This window comes from Streptomyces sp. H27-C3, from assembly GCF_030063415.1.
Classification (GTDB): domain Bacteria; phylum Actinomycetota; class Actinomycetes; order Streptomycetales; family Streptomycetaceae; genus Streptomyces.
Genome location: NZ_JASITA010000031.1, coordinates 73135 through 87854 on the forward strand (window position 1 = coordinate 73135; position 14720 = coordinate 87854).

At 66.9% G+C, this 14720-nt stretch carries 13 protein-coding genes; 6 read left to right on the forward strand and 7 right to left on the reverse strand.

Annotated features, from left to right (window positions below):
* Positions 1 to 107: 107 nt before the first annotated feature.
* The 6 genes from QMK30_RS27230 to QMK30_RS27255 all read left to right on the forward strand — a co-directional run bounded on the left by QMK30_RS27230 (position 108) and on the right by QMK30_RS27255 (position 6100).
* Positions 108 to 1280: a sugar kinase gene (locus QMK30_RS27230; RefSeq protein ID WP_283520993.1), complete on the forward strand. Its 1173-nt coding sequence runs from the start codon at positions 108 to 110 to the stop codon at positions 1278 to 1280.
* Positions 1277 to 2080 (forward strand): IclR family transcriptional regulator, encoded by an 804-nt coding sequence (locus tag QMK30_RS27235; RefSeq protein ID WP_283520975.1) that lies wholly within the window; start codon positions 1277 to 1279, stop codon positions 2078 to 2080. The genes QMK30_RS27230 and QMK30_RS27235 overlap by 4 nt, the downstream gene beginning before the upstream one ends.
* Positions 2077 to 2487, forward strand: coding sequence for a RidA family protein (locus QMK30_RS27240; RefSeq protein WP_283520976.1), 411 nt, complete (start codon positions 2077 to 2079; stop codon positions 2485 to 2487). Before QMK30_RS27235 ends, QMK30_RS27240 begins: the two co-directional genes overlap by 4 nt.
* Positions 2488 to 2595: 108 nt before the next feature.
* On the forward strand, positions 2596 to 4071 hold the full coding sequence (locus QMK30_RS27245; protein ID WP_283520977.1) for a GntP family permease: 1476 nt from the start codon (positions 2596 to 2598) through the stop codon (positions 4069 to 4071).
* Positions 4072 to 4174: 103 nt separating this feature from the next.
* A complete protein-coding gene (locus tag QMK30_RS27250) occupies positions 4175 to 4708 on the forward strand; it encodes a hypothetical protein (protein WP_283520978.1) in 534 nt (177 codons plus the stop codon).
* A gap of 84 nt (positions 4709 to 4792) precedes the next feature.
* Complete coding sequence (locus QMK30_RS27255; RefSeq protein ID WP_283520979.1) at positions 4793 to 6100, forward strand: Nramp family divalent metal transporter; 1308 nt, start codon at positions 4793 to 4795, stop codon at positions 6098 to 6100.
* A gap of 158 nt (positions 6101 to 6258) precedes the next feature.
* Here QMK30_RS27255 and QMK30_RS27260 read toward each other — a convergent pair whose 3' ends face one another.
* The 7 genes from QMK30_RS27260 to QMK30_RS27290 all read right to left on the reverse strand — a co-directional run.
* Positions 6259 to 6945: a hypothetical protein gene (locus QMK30_RS27260; protein ID WP_283520980.1), complete on the reverse strand. Its 687-nt coding sequence runs from the start codon at positions 6943 to 6945 to the stop codon at positions 6259 to 6261.
* A 5-nt stretch (positions 6946 to 6950) separates the two neighbouring features.
* On the reverse strand, positions 6951 to 9230 hold the full coding sequence (locus QMK30_RS27265) for a DUF6571 family protein (RefSeq protein ID WP_283520981.1): 2280 nt from the start codon (positions 9228 to 9230) through the stop codon (positions 6951 to 6953).
* Between the two features lie 13 nt (positions 9231 to 9243).
* Entirely contained in the window at positions 9244 to 9702 is a 459-nt protein-coding gene (locus tag QMK30_RS27270) for a hypothetical protein (RefSeq protein ID WP_283520982.1), read from the reverse strand.
* A gap of 189 nt (positions 9703 to 9891) precedes the next feature.
* The gene (gene mycP, locus QMK30_RS27275) at positions 9892 to 11151 is read right to left on the reverse strand and encodes a type VII secretion-associated serine protease mycosin (RefSeq protein WP_349362117.1); all 1260 of its coding nucleotides are present in this window, start codon (positions 11149 to 11151) and stop codon (positions 9892 to 9894) included.
* A gap of 20 nt (positions 11152 to 11171) precedes the next feature.
* The gene (locus QMK30_RS27280) at positions 11172 to 12785 is read right to left on the reverse strand and encodes a hypothetical protein (RefSeq protein WP_283520984.1); all 1614 of its coding nucleotides are present in this window, start codon (positions 12783 to 12785) and stop codon (positions 11172 to 11174) included.
* Complete coding sequence (locus tag QMK30_RS27285) at positions 12785 to 13216, reverse strand: DUF2563 family protein (RefSeq protein ID WP_283520985.1); 432 nt, start codon at positions 13214 to 13216, stop codon at positions 12785 to 12787. The genes QMK30_RS27280 and QMK30_RS27285 overlap by 1 nt, the downstream gene beginning before the upstream one ends.
* Before the next feature lie 399 nt (positions 13217 to 13615).
* The coding region (locus QMK30_RS27290) for a chitinase (RefSeq protein WP_283520986.1) at positions 13616 to 14720 on the reverse strand (1105 nt) is incomplete at its 5' end.

Genomic DNA, 14720 nt, shown 5'->3' on the forward strand with positions numbered 1-14720 from the left:
TGACCGCGCCCGTGCCCGGATCCGTCGACTCCGACATCGCTTCCGATGCCGCTGTCGACACTGATGCCGCTGTCGAGGCCGACGTCGATATTGACGCCGCTGCCGATATCGATGTCGACGTCGTCTGTCTTGGCGAGTCCATGGTCACGTTCCTGCCGTCGAGACCGGGGCGCCTCGCCGACGTGCCGTCGTTCGTACGGGGCATCGGCGGAGCCGAGTCCAACGTCGCCTGCGGTCTCGCCGCCTCCGGCCATTCGTCGAAGTGGCTCGGCCGGGTCGGCGCGGACGGCTTCGGCGACCACCTCGTGGCCGCGATCGCGGCGTACGGCGTGGACACGACGGGGGTCCAGCGCGACCCCCTCCGCCCGACGGGCATCTACTTCCGCACCGCCGGGGAACGGCCGACAGGAGTGGCTCCGGCGCAGCCGGGATCCCCGGCGGGCCCGGCTTCGGCGACCCCCGATCCCGTCGAAGAGCCGCTCGTCGAAGGAGCCCCCGTCGAAGAGCCGCTCGCCGAGGGACCGCCCGTCGAAGAGCCCGTCTCCGAGGTCGTCTACTACCGGGCCGGGTCCGCCGCCTCCGCGATGGCGCCCGGGAGCATGCCGTACCGGTACCTGTGGTCCGGGCGGATCCTGCACCTGTCGGGCATCACCGCCGCCCTCTCGCCCGACTGCCTCGCCCTCATGCGCGAGCTCACCGCCCGCGCCCCTGGCCGGCCCCTCGTCTCCTTCGACGTCAACTACCGCGCCAACCTCTGGCACGACGCGGCCGGCCCCCACCCCCGCGTCCTGCTCGACCTCGCCCGGGGCGCCGACCTCGTCTTCGTCGGCGAGGACGAGGCCGAGGCCGCCTGGGGCCTGACCGGCGCGGCAGCCATCCGCGCCGCCCTGCCCGAGCCCGAGGTGCTGGTGATCAAGCAGGGGAGCCTCGGCGCCACCGTGTACGCCCGCACGGACGCGGCCGGCGGCGGCGAAAGCGTCACCTTCGTGCCCGCCCTCACCGTCGACGTCGTCGCATCCGTCGGCGCGGGCGACGCCTTCGCCGCCGGGTTCCTCTCCGCCACCCTCCGCGGGCTGCCCGACCGCGCCCGCATCCGGCACGGCCACCTCATGGCCGCCGCCGCCCTCACCGTCCCCGGCGACCTCGCCACCCCGCCCGCCCGCGCCCACGCCGACCGCCTTGCCGCCCTGGATGCCCGCGCCTGGGGCACACTGCGACTCGGCCCCGGCTGGATCCTGGACGGGGTAGGGGAGGACCAGGTGGAGGTACGTACCGCATGAGCCAGACAGTCGACCGAGCGCTGAGCATCCTGCCGCTGCTCGCGGAGGGGCCCGCCGACCTCGGCAAGGTCGCCGACCGCCTCGGCGTGCACAAGTCCACCGCGCTCAGACTCCTCCGTACGCTCCACGAGCACGGACTCGTCTACCGCCAGCAGGACCAGCGCTACCGCCTCGGCGCCCGCCTCTTCGCGCTCGCGCAGCAGGCCGTGGAAAATCTCGACGTACGTGAGATCGCGCACCCGCACCTCACCGCCCTCAACGGCGACTGCGGGCACACCGTCCACCTCGCGGTGTACGAGGAGAACGAGGTCCTCTACATCGACAAGGTCGAGAGCCGCTACCCGGTCCGGATGTACTCGCGGATCGGCAAGCCCGTCGCGATCACCGTGGCCGCGGTCGCCAAGCTGCTGCTCGCCGACCTCACCGAGCCCGAGCGGCGCGCCATCGCCGACAAGCTCGACTACCCCATGTACACGTCCCGTTCGACGCCGAACGCCGGAGCCTTCCTCAAGGAACTGGCGAACGTGCGCGAACAGGGCTGGGCCACCGACCTCGGCGGCCACGAGGAGTCCATCAACTGCATCGGCGCCCCCATTCGCGGTGCGGACGGCCGGGTCGTCGCCGCCATGTCGGTGTCCGCACCGAATGTCGTCGTCACCGCCGAGGAACTCCTCACCCTTCTCCCGCTGGTACGTCGCACAGCCGATGCCATCAGCCGGGAGTACTCAGGAACTGCCAACACCCCCGCAACTGCCAACACCCCTGCGAAAACAGGCCCCACCAAGGAAGCAAGCGCATGAGCGAGAAGACCGCGATCACGCCGTCCACCCACACCGCCCCGCCCGCCAAGTTCTCCCACGGCGTACGCAAGGGCAACATCCTCCAGGTCGCCGGCCAGGTCGGCTTCCTGCCCGCGGTCGAGGGGCAGGCCCCCACCCCCGCGGGCCCGACCCTGCGCGAGCAGACCCTCCAGACCTTCGCCAACGTCAAGGCGATCCTCGAAGAGGGCGGCGCGAGCTGGGACGACGTGATGATGATGCGCGTCTACCTCACGGACGTCGACCACTTCGCCGAGATGAACGCGATCTACAACGCGTACTTCGAGGAGCAGGGCCTCAAGGCGCCCGCCTCGGCCCGTACGACCGTCTACGTGGGCCTCCCCAAGGGGCTGCTCATCGAGATCGACGCCCTGGCCGTGCTCGGCTGATCTTGCACCACCTCCCCACAACTCACGGCACGGCGCTTTCCCCCGAAGCGCCGTGCCGTGGTCCCCCCTGCCTCAAAACCCTCGCTGAACCGAACAACGGAGTCCCCCGTGCTTCTCGCAGCCGCTCCACCCGTACCACCGCCGACCCCGCACACCGGCGGCCTGCTCGCCCTGATCCCCGGCACGGCCGGTCTGCTGACCGTCGCCGCCCTCGGCATCGCGCTCCTGCTCGTCCTGATCATCAAGGTCAGGATCCAGCCCTTCGTGGCGCTGCTCGGGGTCTCCATCGTGGTGGGCCTGTCCGCGGGCCTGTCGGTCACCGAACTCTTCGGTACGGTCCAGAAGTCCGCCGCCGTCTCGATGATCGAGTCCGGCATGGGCGGCATCCTCGGCCATGTGGCGATCATCATCGGCCTCGGCACGATGCTCGGCGCGATACTCGAAGTGTCCGGCGGCGCCGAGGTGCTGAGCACCCGCCTGCTGAACCTCTTCGGTGAGAAGCGCGCCCCGCTCGCCATGGGCGTCACCGGTGTCGTCTTCGGTATCCCCGTCTTCTTCGACGTCGGCATCTTCGTCCTCGCGCCGATCGTGTACGCCGCCGCCAAGCGCTCCGGAAAATCGATCCTGCTGTACGCGATGCCACTCCTCGCCGGCCTGTCGATGACCCACGCCTTCCTGCCGCCGCACCCCGGCCCGGTCGCCGCCGCCGGCCTGTTCAAGGTCGACCTCGGCTGGGTCATCCTGATGGGCGTCATCGTCGGTGTCCCCGCGGTCCTCGCCGCCTGGGCGTACGCCGCGTGGATCGGCAAGCGCATCTTCGTCGACGTACCGCACGACATGGTGGAGGCCGCCGAGGAGGCCAAGGCCGCCGTCGCCGCCGAGCAGCACGCCGCCGGAGTGGCCCCGCGCGAGACGCCCGTCGCGCTCGCCACGGTCCTGTCGATCATCGGCACGCCGCTGGTCCTGATCCTGCTGGCGACGTTCTCCTCCATCGCGCTCGACCCCTCGACGCTCCGCTCGGTCATCGAGTTCTTCGGCCACCCCTTCGTGGCGCTGACCATCGCGCTGTTCCTCGCGTACTACCTGCTCGGCATCCGGCGCGGCTGGTCCCGCAAGTCCCTGGAGACGGTCTCCACCGCGTCCCTCAAGCCGGTCGGCAACATCCTGCTGGTCGTCGGCGCGGGCGGTGTCTTCGGCGCGGTCCTCAAGGGCAGCGGCATCGCGGACGCCCTCGCCGACACCTTCAACGACGTGGGTCTGCCCATCATCGTGCTGGCCTGGCTGATCTCGGTGGTGCTGCGTGTCGCGCAGGGCTCGGCGACGGTCGCGATCGTCACCACCGCGGGCATCGTGGTCCCGCTGGTCGAGGGCCAGGACCTCTCGCAGGCGCACCTCGCGCTGATCATCATGGCGATCTCGGCGGGCTCGATCTTCGCCTCGCACGTCAACGACGGCGGCTTCTGGATGGTCGCGAAGTACTTCGGCATCTCGGAGCGCGACACCCTGAAGTCCTGGACGGTCCTGGAGACGGTCCTGTCCGTGGCGGGCTTCGTGGTCGCCGCGCTGCTGAGCCTGGTCATCTAGCCCTACGATCCAGTGTGTGCGAGCTCCCCCCGGACCCGTCCGTCCCGGGGGCGCTCCATACTGATGCGCGCACATGGGTGGGGCAGGAGCCGAGGGGGCCGACATGGAACAGCAGGGTCAGCAGCACGCGCAGAACGTGCCACAGGGCTTCGGCCCGCCGCCCCCGGCATTCGCCCCGACGCCGTACGCGCAGCCGCAGCCGTACGCTCCCGCGCCGCCGCCGCCGCCGCCGCCGCCGCCGCCGCCGCCGCCGCCGCCGCAGCCGCCGCAGCAACCGCCGTACACGCCGCAGCCGTACGCGCCCCACCAGCAGCAGCCTCAAGGGCCGTTCCCGGGGCCCGACTTCCTCGCGGCGGACCGGCGCTTCGGCATCGTGATCGACGAGGCGGGCGTCTGCTTCGAGTCGCACGGCCACACCGCCGAGTTCCCCTGGCACGACATCTCCACCGTCCACTACAAGCAGGGCACCAGCGGGCACATCCTGATGGTGGGCGTGCTGCTGAACGACGGCCGTTTCCTCGAATGCGCGGTGGTCGCGAAGAACCGCAGGATGCTCCAGGAGTGGTCCGAGGAGATAGCCCCCGTCCTGGGCGAGTACCTCGGCAACCGCGGCGCCCCCGGCAACACAAACCGCTGACCCCCTTGCGCGATCACCCCCACCCCGCTTTGGTGAATTGGATCACCTTCGGGGACGAGTGGGACGAGCGGGGAGGCGCCAGAGATGGCAGGTACGACGGACAACAGCACAGGAGAGCTCACCGGCCGGCCACGCAAGTCCAGTTGGAAGTACATCGGCCCCGGCATCGTCGTCGCCGCGACCGGCGTGGGCGCCGGTGACCTGGTCGCGACGCTGATAGCGGGCAGCAAGTTCGGCTACACCCTGATGTGGGCGGCGGTGATCGGCTGCGTCGTCAAGATCTCGCTCGCCGAGGCCGCGGGCCGCTGGCACCTGGCCACCGGCCGCACCCTCTTCGAGGGCTGGCGCAGCCTCGGCCAGTGGACGACGGTCTACTTCGCCATCTACGTCACCATCTGGGGCTTCATCTACGGCGCCACCGCCATGTCGTCGTCGGCCCTGCCGATCGTCGCGCTCTTCCCGGACGGACCGAACCTCAAGGTCTGGGCGATCATCATGGGTCTGATCGGCCTGGTCTTCGTCTGGTTCAACCAGTACGCCGTCTTCGAGAAGGTCATGACGGTCCTGATCGGCATCATGTTCGTGGTCGTCGTGTACGTCGCGATCCGCGTCGGCCCGGACGTCGGAGCGTCCTTCGCGGGCCTGCTGCCGGTGCTCCCCGACGGCTCGCTGCTCTACACGCTGGGCCTGATCGGCGGCGTGGGCGGCACGATCACCATGGCGGCGTACGGCTACTGGGTGAACGCGAAGGGCTGGACCAACTCCTCCTGGATGAAGGTGATGCGCCTCGACAACCGCGTCGCGTACATCACGACCGGCATCTTCGTCGTGGCGATGCTGATCGTCGGCGCGGAGCTGCTCCACTCCTCACAACTCGCCCTGACCAAGGGCGACAGGGGCCTGATCGACCTCGGCAAGATCCTGGAGGACCGCTACGGCACGTTCACCGCGAAGCTCTTCCTGGTCGGCTTCTTCGCCACGTCCTTCTCGTCCCTCATCGGCGTGTGGCACGGCGTGAGCCTGATGTTCGCCGACTTCGTTGAGCGCTTCCAGGCCGACCGCAGGGGCGCACCGGTCGACGAGGGAACGGTCGAGGAGGTCGCGACGGGCGTCAAGGAGCGCTCGAAGCCCTTCCGCGCGTACCTGCTGTGGCTCACATTCCCGCCGATGACCCTGCTGTGGCTGGACCAGCCGTTCGGCCTGGTCGTGGTGTACGGCGTACTGGGCGCGTTCTTCATGCCGTTCCTGGCCCTGACCCTGGTCTGGCTCCTCAACTCGTCCCGCACCCCCGCGGAATGGCGCAACGGCTGGCTCAGCAACGGCATGCTGGTGACGGCGGGCCTGCTGTTCATCGTGCTGTGCTTCCAGCAGGTGCGGGAGCTGCCCTGGTAGCCCCGGCCGCGTTCATCCGGCCGGCCTCGCTGCCGGCTCGCACCGGACGGTCTTGCTGTCGGCCCCTGCCCGACGCCCCACCGAAGAGCCACGGCGGCGGGCAGGGCCGGCCTCGGGGGAACGCCCTTAACTACGGATTAGGGAGTGCCCAGGTCGAGCTACTTGACCGACGAGGGGGGCTCTGTCGGTACGTCGGGCTTGTTCTGGCAGTCGAGCGTGCGGGTCATCACCTGGACGGAGTGCAAGAGGTGGCGGAAATGGACTCCGGCGTCCCGATCGCCGGTCAAGCTGTCGGTCATGATTGCTGCGACAGGAAGCTGCTCCTCCTGTTCCGAACGAGCGCCGGGAATAGCACACTTGAAGTAGACCGTGTAGGCAGTCGGACTGCCGCGTTCTTGCCGGGCGGCGAATTTCACGTCGGAATTGCCGGGGGCAGGGGCTTTGCCCTCGTTGCCCGGAATCTCGGAGAACGGGTATTGCGAAGCATCGTAGCGAAGGTTGAACTTCCCGTCTGATGCTGTGCCTTTCTTGCTGGCCACGCATATTTGGGCATCGGCGAACCTTAGGGGGGCGTAAGGGTCTGCGCTGTCCTTCGGTTCCCAACTACGCATCTGCTTGTTGAACAGATCCCGCGCCTGCTCCTTATTGTTGGTCTTGTGCATGACAAGCTGATCGTTGCCGACTCGGGTCTTCAGCCAGTCCGTACCGACGCTGCCCAGCACTTCTTTACAGTTGGATTCCTTGGTGCTGGCGGCATTCTGATCGGGTTGACCTTCGTCTGAACTGCACGCGTTGATTGCCAGTAGTGCTGTCAGGGCAGTTGCGGTGGCGGCATACTTCTTCATCGGCCTCAATCCTTGGTATTGCCGGTGTCGGAATGGGCTACGCCAGCGTTGTATGCGCTCTCGGATCTTTCTGCCATCCGTCGCACCTCTTCAGGTGCCATACCGCTTTCTTCTGCATAATTCAAGAGGGGAATCATTGCGTTGTGTTGGCCTTCCAATTTGGCCGCGTAGATTCCTTCGGATGCCTCGTTGGAGTTGTCGAACTCGTTCTCCTTGAGCCAATCAATCATTTGTGTCGCGTATTGGGTTTCCGCAGCCCCTCCAGCAGCTTCGAAAGCGAGAGGGACCGCGATGGCTGCTGCCGCACCAGCGGGAACAATTACTGCTGCACCCACGCCTGCAACGGTACCGACCACGGCGCCGACGGCGTATTTACGCCACTCTGCCTGCTTTTCAAGCTCCATGTTCCGGGCTTCTTTGTCGTCGCCGAATTCTTTACCGATGCCCTCGAATCGTGACTCGTCCAGGAGGCCATGCATCTTGACGCTGTGCACACCGGCGTCGACTGCGGCCACCCCGTTCTCACCCTGGGCCGCCATCAGGCTGGCTCCGTACACCTGCTGAGCGGTGGAAACGGTCTGGTATGAGTCCTCGTCGGAACCCAGGGCGCTCAGGAAATTCCTCGCTTCCATTTGGCCTAGGTCGCGGAGATGGTTTTCCTTGAAGTCGAAGAGCTGGTCGTTGCCGGACAGTTTCCCGGCATCACCGAAGTTGGCCATCGTGTAGTTGAGGCTGTCGATGTGGCCCGCTGCCATGTTCGTCAGGCTGTCGCGGATCCCCGGCTGCCCGTCGATCACACCGGCGTTCTTGTAGTTGTCCACGACCTGCTGCATGAGCGCGGTCCGCTCGCCCCGTGCCTCGATCTGCTCCTCGGTCTTTGCCGGCGGGATGCTCGGATCCGGGTCGTCGTACGCGTACCCGAGAGTCGCGGACTCCAGCGCATGGCCCATGTTGGTGTAGCCGGTCGTCTTGCCGTCGTCGTCCACCGGCCACTTGCGAGCGTCCTCATTGTCCGCGTCGACCAGGTAGTCCCAATTGCTGAGAGTGTCGAGGTCGTCGTTTGCACCGCGGCCGGTCGAGCCGTTGAAGAAGTCCAGGGAGGCTTCCGGGTTGTGTCCCAGAGCTTCCATGAAGCCCGAGATCGGGTCGTTGTCCGGCTTCGCCGAGCCGGGCGGATAGTTGAGCTGTGCGGGATTTCCGGGGTTGTCCCAGAGCCAGCCGGGCCCCGCCTTGCTGTTGGCCCGCTCGAACTCCACCATCTTGTCGCCGTACGACGTGAGGAAGCCCGACTCGAACTTTCCCTTGCCCATCAGGCTGCTCATGACCTGGAAGCCGTACGGGGCGCTCATGATCCCGGGATGCTTGATCCGGTCGTCGCCCGCCGCGATGATCCCGTCCTTCCACTCCCGCATGGCGGGGGTGTCGACGTGGGTGGCGGTGGCGAGGGTCAAGCTCAGGTTGTCCTGGACCTTCGCGAGGATTTTCGCCCGCTCACCGGTCGGGGTGTCGCCGTGGCCGGGGTCGGCCAGACTCCGCCAGAACTGGAGTGTCCCCTCCGGTCCCAGCCTGGTGGCGAAACGCTCGGCGTAGGCGGGGTTGTCGCGCTGGTTCTTGGAGATCTCGTTGAACTGCCTGAGCTCTGCGTCCGTCAGCTGGTCGCCCTTGGACGCAAGCTTCACCTGCGCGTCGGCGTCAGCGATGCCCTGCTGCTTGTCGGCATCCGCAAGGCCCTGATAACTGGTTTTGCCGAAGTCGTACTTGTTGGCGGCATGCTTGCGCAGCGCACGCGCCGCTATGCGGTCGGTTTCGTCCGCAGCCTCCAGGATCCTGCCGATCTCCGCTGCGGCGTTGTCACAGTCCTCCTGGGTCGGCGTATCAATCTTGGCCTTGCCGGCCACCGCACCGGGAGGAGCGGCGGAGGAGGCGCCACCGTTGTCGCTGATATAGACGTTTTTCTTCGTCCATCTGTCGACGGCGGCCCGTACGTCTTCCTGATGCTTCTTGAAGGCTGTGTGAGAGTCCCGCAACACTTTGTGGATGCTGTCGGCTTCAGTGACCACGTCGCTGAATTCGGCAGCGGTCTGAGCCACGAAGCTCTTCGTCACCGTGGCATTGACACCACGCCAGTCCGCAGCCTCGGCCTTGGCTTTGAGATCTGCCGCGCTGGTCTCCCCGCCGCTGCCGGTGGCGAGCTTTCGAAGTTTGACGGTCATCTGTTGCCAGTCGGTGACCGCAGAATTCAGGCCTCCCAGCCGCAAGTTTGTCAGTTGCGGAACGTTCAGCATGTATGGGTCCCCGTTACTTAGTGTAATCCTTGATGCGCGAAACACTCATGAGATCACCAGCTGCATTGCGCATATCGGTCTGGATCTTCACCTCGTCCTTCGCGTGCTGGGCGCGGGTGAAGTCGAGATGGTTGGAAATGTGCGCGCATGCCTCTTTGAGTGTTCCCAGCTGGCTGTTCCAGGCATCATGCATCTGAGTGAGGGCGGAACCCATGTCGAGCCCGTCATTCAATAGCTCAATGGAGGCGTCGAAGGTGTTCTGGCGGGCGTGATCGGCATCTACACGCAGCCCTTCGCGCAGGCCGTACGCCATATTGCCCAACTTGCCCAACTCGTCGTCACGGACAACCAGATCTGCCTGGCCTCCAGTGCTGCCCCCACCTCCGTCGGCTGGAATCTGATTCAGCTGCATGTTCGTGGACTGCCTCTCGGCGGCCTCGGTCTTCAGCTGTTCCCATTCGTCCCAAGCCATGTCTGGGTTCCTTCTCCCGCGAACGTCATCTGGATTGCGGAGCTGCAGCGGTCAATGCCACACCAGTCGATTGCAACAACCACCGGTGCTGCCGAGTCGCGCCTCTACTTCCGCTCCTAGCGGCCCTCTTCGGGTCGTCCCTGTTGTTGCCCGCAGGGGGGGCGGGTGCGGCTTTCCGCGGGACTCAGTTCATTCGACACGACGGCGGTTGCGGATGACACCGGTGGCGATTGCGGTGCCGATCAGGGCGGCGGCTCCCAGACCCAGGGCGATCCAGAGGGTGGTGTTGTCGCCCGCGTCGGAGGCGGTTGTCGCGGCGGCCGGCTTGTCGTCCTTCGCGGTCTTCTCGCTGCCACCTGCGGACTTGGAGGCGCCCGGGGACGGCGACTTGAGTGCTGCCGCTGCCAGGTCCGGGATGGGGTACTCGTCGGCCGGGCCGGGGTCGCCGGGGATCTCCAGCGCGATGCGGGGGCGGATGACGCCGTAACCCACTACGTCGTCGCGCTTCAGGCCCTTGTCGTTGCCGCTGGCCGTGGTCATCAGGACGCGGAGGACCTGATTGTTCGTCCAGTCGGGGTGCTTGGACCAGAGGAGGGCTGCTGAGGCGGAGGCGAGGGCTGACGCGTTACTGGTGCCGGTTCCCGAGCAGATCCCGGAGCTGTCGGCACACGCGCTGGCGATGTCCTTCGCCGGCGCGGCGAGGTCGACTTGGGGTCCCCACTGGGAGTTCTCTACGGGCTTTGCCTTCTGGTCCACTCCACCGACTCCCACGACACCTGGGGTCGCTGCTGGGTATCCCAAGAAGTTCGAGGTGTCGCCGTTGTTGCCGACCGCCGCGAAGATCAACTTACCCTTGTTGTTGGCGTACTTCACGGCGGCGCTCAACTGTGGGGGACTGGTGTTCTCCTGGCCCGGAGCATTGAACTGTCCCAACGAGATGTTGATGATCTGGGCATCGGAATCCGCTGCGAATCGAATCGACTTCGCCATGTACTCGAAGAATCTGGCCCGTGCGTTCACCTTTCCGTAGTCCTCCTTCGTGGAGACCATCCGGATCGGTAGAATTTTGGCTCCTGGCGCAAGTCCGAACACGCCGGCCGCCCTGCCCTGTGCGCCAGTCGCTGCGATCAGACCAGCCATGCCCGTGCCGTGGTCTGCGTGGTCCTTGTGCTCATCGCCGGGCAGTTTCGAGTAGTCCTTGCCATCAAGAACTTGACCTCGAAGATCGGGTCCGGAATCATCCACGCCGGAATCGATGACAGCGACTGTGATGCCACGGCCGGTACTGGTCTTCCACATCTCTTCTGCGTGCATGGCCTTCAGGTGCCACTGCCTGTTCCAGGCAGTGTCCGCATGGGCCGGAACCGTCGCAACACCCGTCAGCAAGAGCCCGACTCCGGCCGACAAGGCCGATCGGAATCGGAACGATCGCTTACTACTGGTACTCATCTGTTTCCCTCTTGCCGATGTCAGTCGATGACGGGAGGCACTGCACGACGGTTGTTCTGCTGCCAGGTCTCCTCGTCCTCGACGAGGTAGTCCGGCCGGTCGTTTCCTTGCTCGTCACGAGGCTTCCTCCGCGTGCGCGAACTCGGCGGCGGAACTGCCGCCCCGCCGCGGCCCGCTGGACCCGTCGCTTGAGGAGCGCTGCCCGGGGTGGCACCACGGACCAAACCGGTCCCGCCAGTCGTGAAGGGGCGGGTGCCTGCTCGGCTCGACTGGTTGGGGCGCCCGCCCACAATGCCTCCGGTCTCGCTCGCCAAGCGGCGGCCGACAGCTGATCCGCGTTGACCTGTGCTGGCGCCTCCCGCGCCGGCACCAGTACCGGCACCCATCGGTCCACGAGCTGCGCCTCCTGTGCCGGCGCCTCCCGAACCGGACCCCATGGGCCCGCGACCGTAAGCGCCCTCGCCACCGACGACGGTGCCGCGAGCGATTCCGCCCGGGGTGCGGCTGGTGCTGGGCGTGGGACGCCCGCCGACGATGCCGCCGCTGCCGGGAGCACGTCCGGCAGATCCTGCTGCTCCGGACGTGCCCTGTCCGGGCAGCATTGGGGGACGAACACCCGAGTTCTGTCGACGGGCCCCGTCCGGGGCCGAGGATGCAGGCGTCCTGCCGCCGCTCGCTGGCGGAGCCAGACCGAGGGGCGGCACCATGCTTCCGTCCGGCCGACCGGTGGCTGGTACGTTGGCCGACGGTGCGGCGGATAGTCCCGACGGAGTCTGTGGCAGCGTGCCAACCGAGTCGATCTCCATGCCGACCGGGCGCTCCGGTCGTACGGCGCCGGCTGAAGACGAGACGCCGTCAGTTTGCTGAGTTCCGTATGCGCCTGGCAGGGAAGGTCCTGCATCACTGGAGCGGCCGCTCGTAGCCGTGGAGAGCGGCCCGGATCCGCTGTTCGAAGGAGCCGCTGATCCGCCCTCGGCAGAACGTGGGGCTGCCTCGTGGTTGACAGCAGGCCGCCATTCCTCGAAGCCACCCATATACCGAGCCGGAGGCGGAAACGTAGGCGGCTGAACGCTGTTGACCTGATGCGCCGACAGCTCGTACGCCTGCGCGAGCTTCCTCAGCCGCTGTACCGCCTCAAGGCGCGCCGCATCCATCCGCCCCTGCGCGGCAGTCGCGTCCGACTGGGAGCTCTGTGCAACTGTGCGGGCGTCCGGGTCGTTTCTGTTTTCCGGGTCCGTCGCAGCCTTGTAGTTCTTCTGGGCGCTCAGCAGCTCGCCCTTGGCCTTTGTCGTCTCGGAGAGCGGGGGCATCGTGGCCTTGGCTTCGGCAACGGCCGTCGAGACCTGCTCCATCCACCGGGACGCGACCTCGCTGTACTCCCCGAGATGCAGCGTGGCATTCGCGGTCTGGTTGCCCCACTGGCGGAAGGCGTCGCCGCCCTCGCCGTGCCAAGGCAGGCCGGCCACATGCGTCTTGAGGTCCTCGCCGATCTTGGAGATCGCCGCGGCTGCTCCGGAGAGCTTGCGGGCCAGGTTCGCAGGGCCCGCCGGATTGGCAGCCGTGAGCATCGCCGCCAGCTTCTCGTGCGACATGGCCTCGAAGTTCGTGCTCTTCGCCTGTGGCTTCCCACTCATCAGAAGCCCGTTTCCTTGCTGGTGTCCTTCTTGGCGGGGCCGCCGACAGGCTCCTGGACGGTCGGGTCCCGGTCCTTGTCGTAGTACTTCTCCGCCTGCGCGTTGATCGCGGCCATACGGTCCCGGATGTCCACGTCGACGTTCTCGTAGCCCACGCGCGAGGCATGAACCGCCAGGCCCATCCCCTCGATCTGGGTTCCGAGCGCCTTCGACAGCTTTTCCAGCTCCTCGTGGACGACGCTGTACGACTCGAAGAGGTACTGCGCCTCATGGAAGTCCTCGGAACCGAGGTGGGCGCGGACCAGCCGGTCGTCGGCCATCCTGTCCGGAGCCGCCTCGGATTTGTCGAGCTCGGTCAGCAGGTCGTCGACCCGCTTCTTGAAGCCCTTCATCTTGTCGGCCTCGATCACCAAAGCCTGTTGAGGGTTCACCCCGTAAAACGTGTCGAACGACCGGCCCGAGTCCGGTGTTGACGCTCCGCCCTCATCTGCCACAATTTTCTCCCCGTTACTGCCAAAGCATCACGGATCACTTTACGTATCGACAGTGACAATGCGAGGCTGGTTGGTTCAGGTGTAATTCTGGCTTGATGGTGATGACTTGGACATGTCGGGCTCTCCGGAGGGCGTGACGGTCACCACACCAGCGGCGGCCCGGTCGGCTCGTTACGCCTTCGGGGAGTCTGCTGGGTCTCCCTGGTTCCGACGCGCCAGGCTCACTCCGAACGCCCTCACTCCGAACGCCCTCACCACACACAGCAGCGCCGCCGGGGGAGCGGCGGCGCTGCTGGTTCGGGTGGGGGGAGGGGGCCCAGCGGGTACCGGGAAGGGTTACGGCAGCTTGTGGACGTGTGGGCCGACCGCGTCCGACCAAGCGTTGCCCGCCGTCGCGTCCCAGTTCGTCGACCAGGTCATCGCGCCGCGCAGACCCGGGTACGTCTTGGACGGCTTGAGCGAGCCGCAGTTGGTGCCGCCGGTCAGACAGCCCAGGGCGTTTTTGATGATCCGCGGGTCCACGTAACCGCTGCCCGCGCCCCGCGTTGATGCCGGGACTCCGATGCCCACCTGGCTCGGGTCCAGGCCGCCCTCCAGCTGGATGCAGGCGAGTGCGGTGAGGAAGTCCACCGAGCCCTGCGAGTAGACCTTGCCGTCGCAGCCCAGCATCGAACCGCTGTTGTAGTACTGCATGTTGGCGACGGTCAGGATGCCCTTCACGGCCAGCGCCGTCTTGAAGTACTCGGTTGACGTCGACTGCATGTCGGTCGTCTGCGGCGCCATCGTGAGGACCAGCTCCGAACCCGCCCTGGCCGACAGCTGTTTGAGTGCCTCTGTCAGATACGTGGCGTTGACGCCGTGCTCCAGGTCGATGTCGATCCCGTTGAAGCCGTACTCCCGCATCAACGTGTGCGCGCTGTCCGCGAACGCGGTCGCGGGGGCGTCGTTGTTGATCGTGACGTTGCCCTTCTCGCCGCCGACCGAGAGGATCACCGACTTTCCGGCCGCCTTCTTGGCCGCGATGTCGGCCTTGAAGTCGTCGGCCGAGGAATAGCCGACCGCCGGGTCGAGGGTGAAGGTGAGTTCGCCGGCGGTGGGGGTCGCATCGGCGAAGGAGACCGCGATGATGTCGTACTGCGACGGCACGGCGCCGAGCTTCTGGACCGTCGCGCCGTTGTTGAAGTTCTGCCAGTAGCCGGTCAGTGCGTGCTTGGGCACTGCCGCCGCGCCGACCACGGCCCTCGTGTCATCTGCGGGCGCGACCACGGCCTTCGTGTCATCTGCGGGCGCGCCCGCGGCTACTCCCGTGGTGGTGAGCGCCGCCGTGACGGCCAGCGCCAAGGCCGCGCCGACTCCGATCCGTCGTCGAGCGCTGCTGCGAGGGGCCTGGAACGCGTGACGGGCCTGCTGAGTGCGGTCCACGTGCTGCCTCCGTGGGGGG

Excerpts from the sequence above, each read along its gene's own strand:
- QMK30_RS27240 (WP_283520976.1), top strand. The coding sequence starts at position 2,077 with ATGAGCGAGAAGACCGCGATCACGCCGTCCACCCACACCGCCCCGCCC.
- QMK30_RS27235 (WP_283520975.1), top strand. The coding sequence starts at position 1,277 with ATGAGCCAGACAGTCGACCGAGCGCTGAGCATCCTGCCGCTGCTCGCG.
- QMK30_RS27250 (WP_283520978.1), top strand. The coding sequence starts at position 4,175 with ATGGAACAGCAGGGTCAGCAGCACGCGCAGAACGTGCCACAGGGCTTC.
- QMK30_RS27280 (WP_283520984.1), bottom strand. The coding sequence starts at position 12,785 with ATGAGTGGGAAGCCACAGGCGAAGAGCACGAACTTCGAGGCCATGTCG.
- QMK30_RS27255 (WP_283520979.1), top strand. The coding sequence starts at position 4,793 with ATGGCAGGTACGACGGACAACAGCACAGGAGAGCTCACCGGCCGGCCA.
- QMK30_RS27265 (WP_283520981.1), bottom strand. The coding sequence starts at position 9,230 with ATGCTGAACGTTCCGCAACTGACAAACTTGCGGCTGGGAGGCCTGAAT.
- mycP (WP_349362117.1), bottom strand. The coding sequence starts at position 11,151 with ATGAGTACCAGTAGTAAGCGATCGTTCCGATTCCGATCGGCCTTGTCG.
- QMK30_RS27260 (WP_283520980.1), bottom strand. The coding sequence starts at position 6,945 with ATGAAGAAGTATGCCGCCACCGCAACTGCCCTGACAGCACTACTGGCA.
- QMK30_RS27270 (WP_283520982.1), bottom strand. The coding sequence starts at position 9,702 with ATGGCTTGGGACGAATGGGAACAGCTGAAGACCGAGGCCGCCGAGAGG.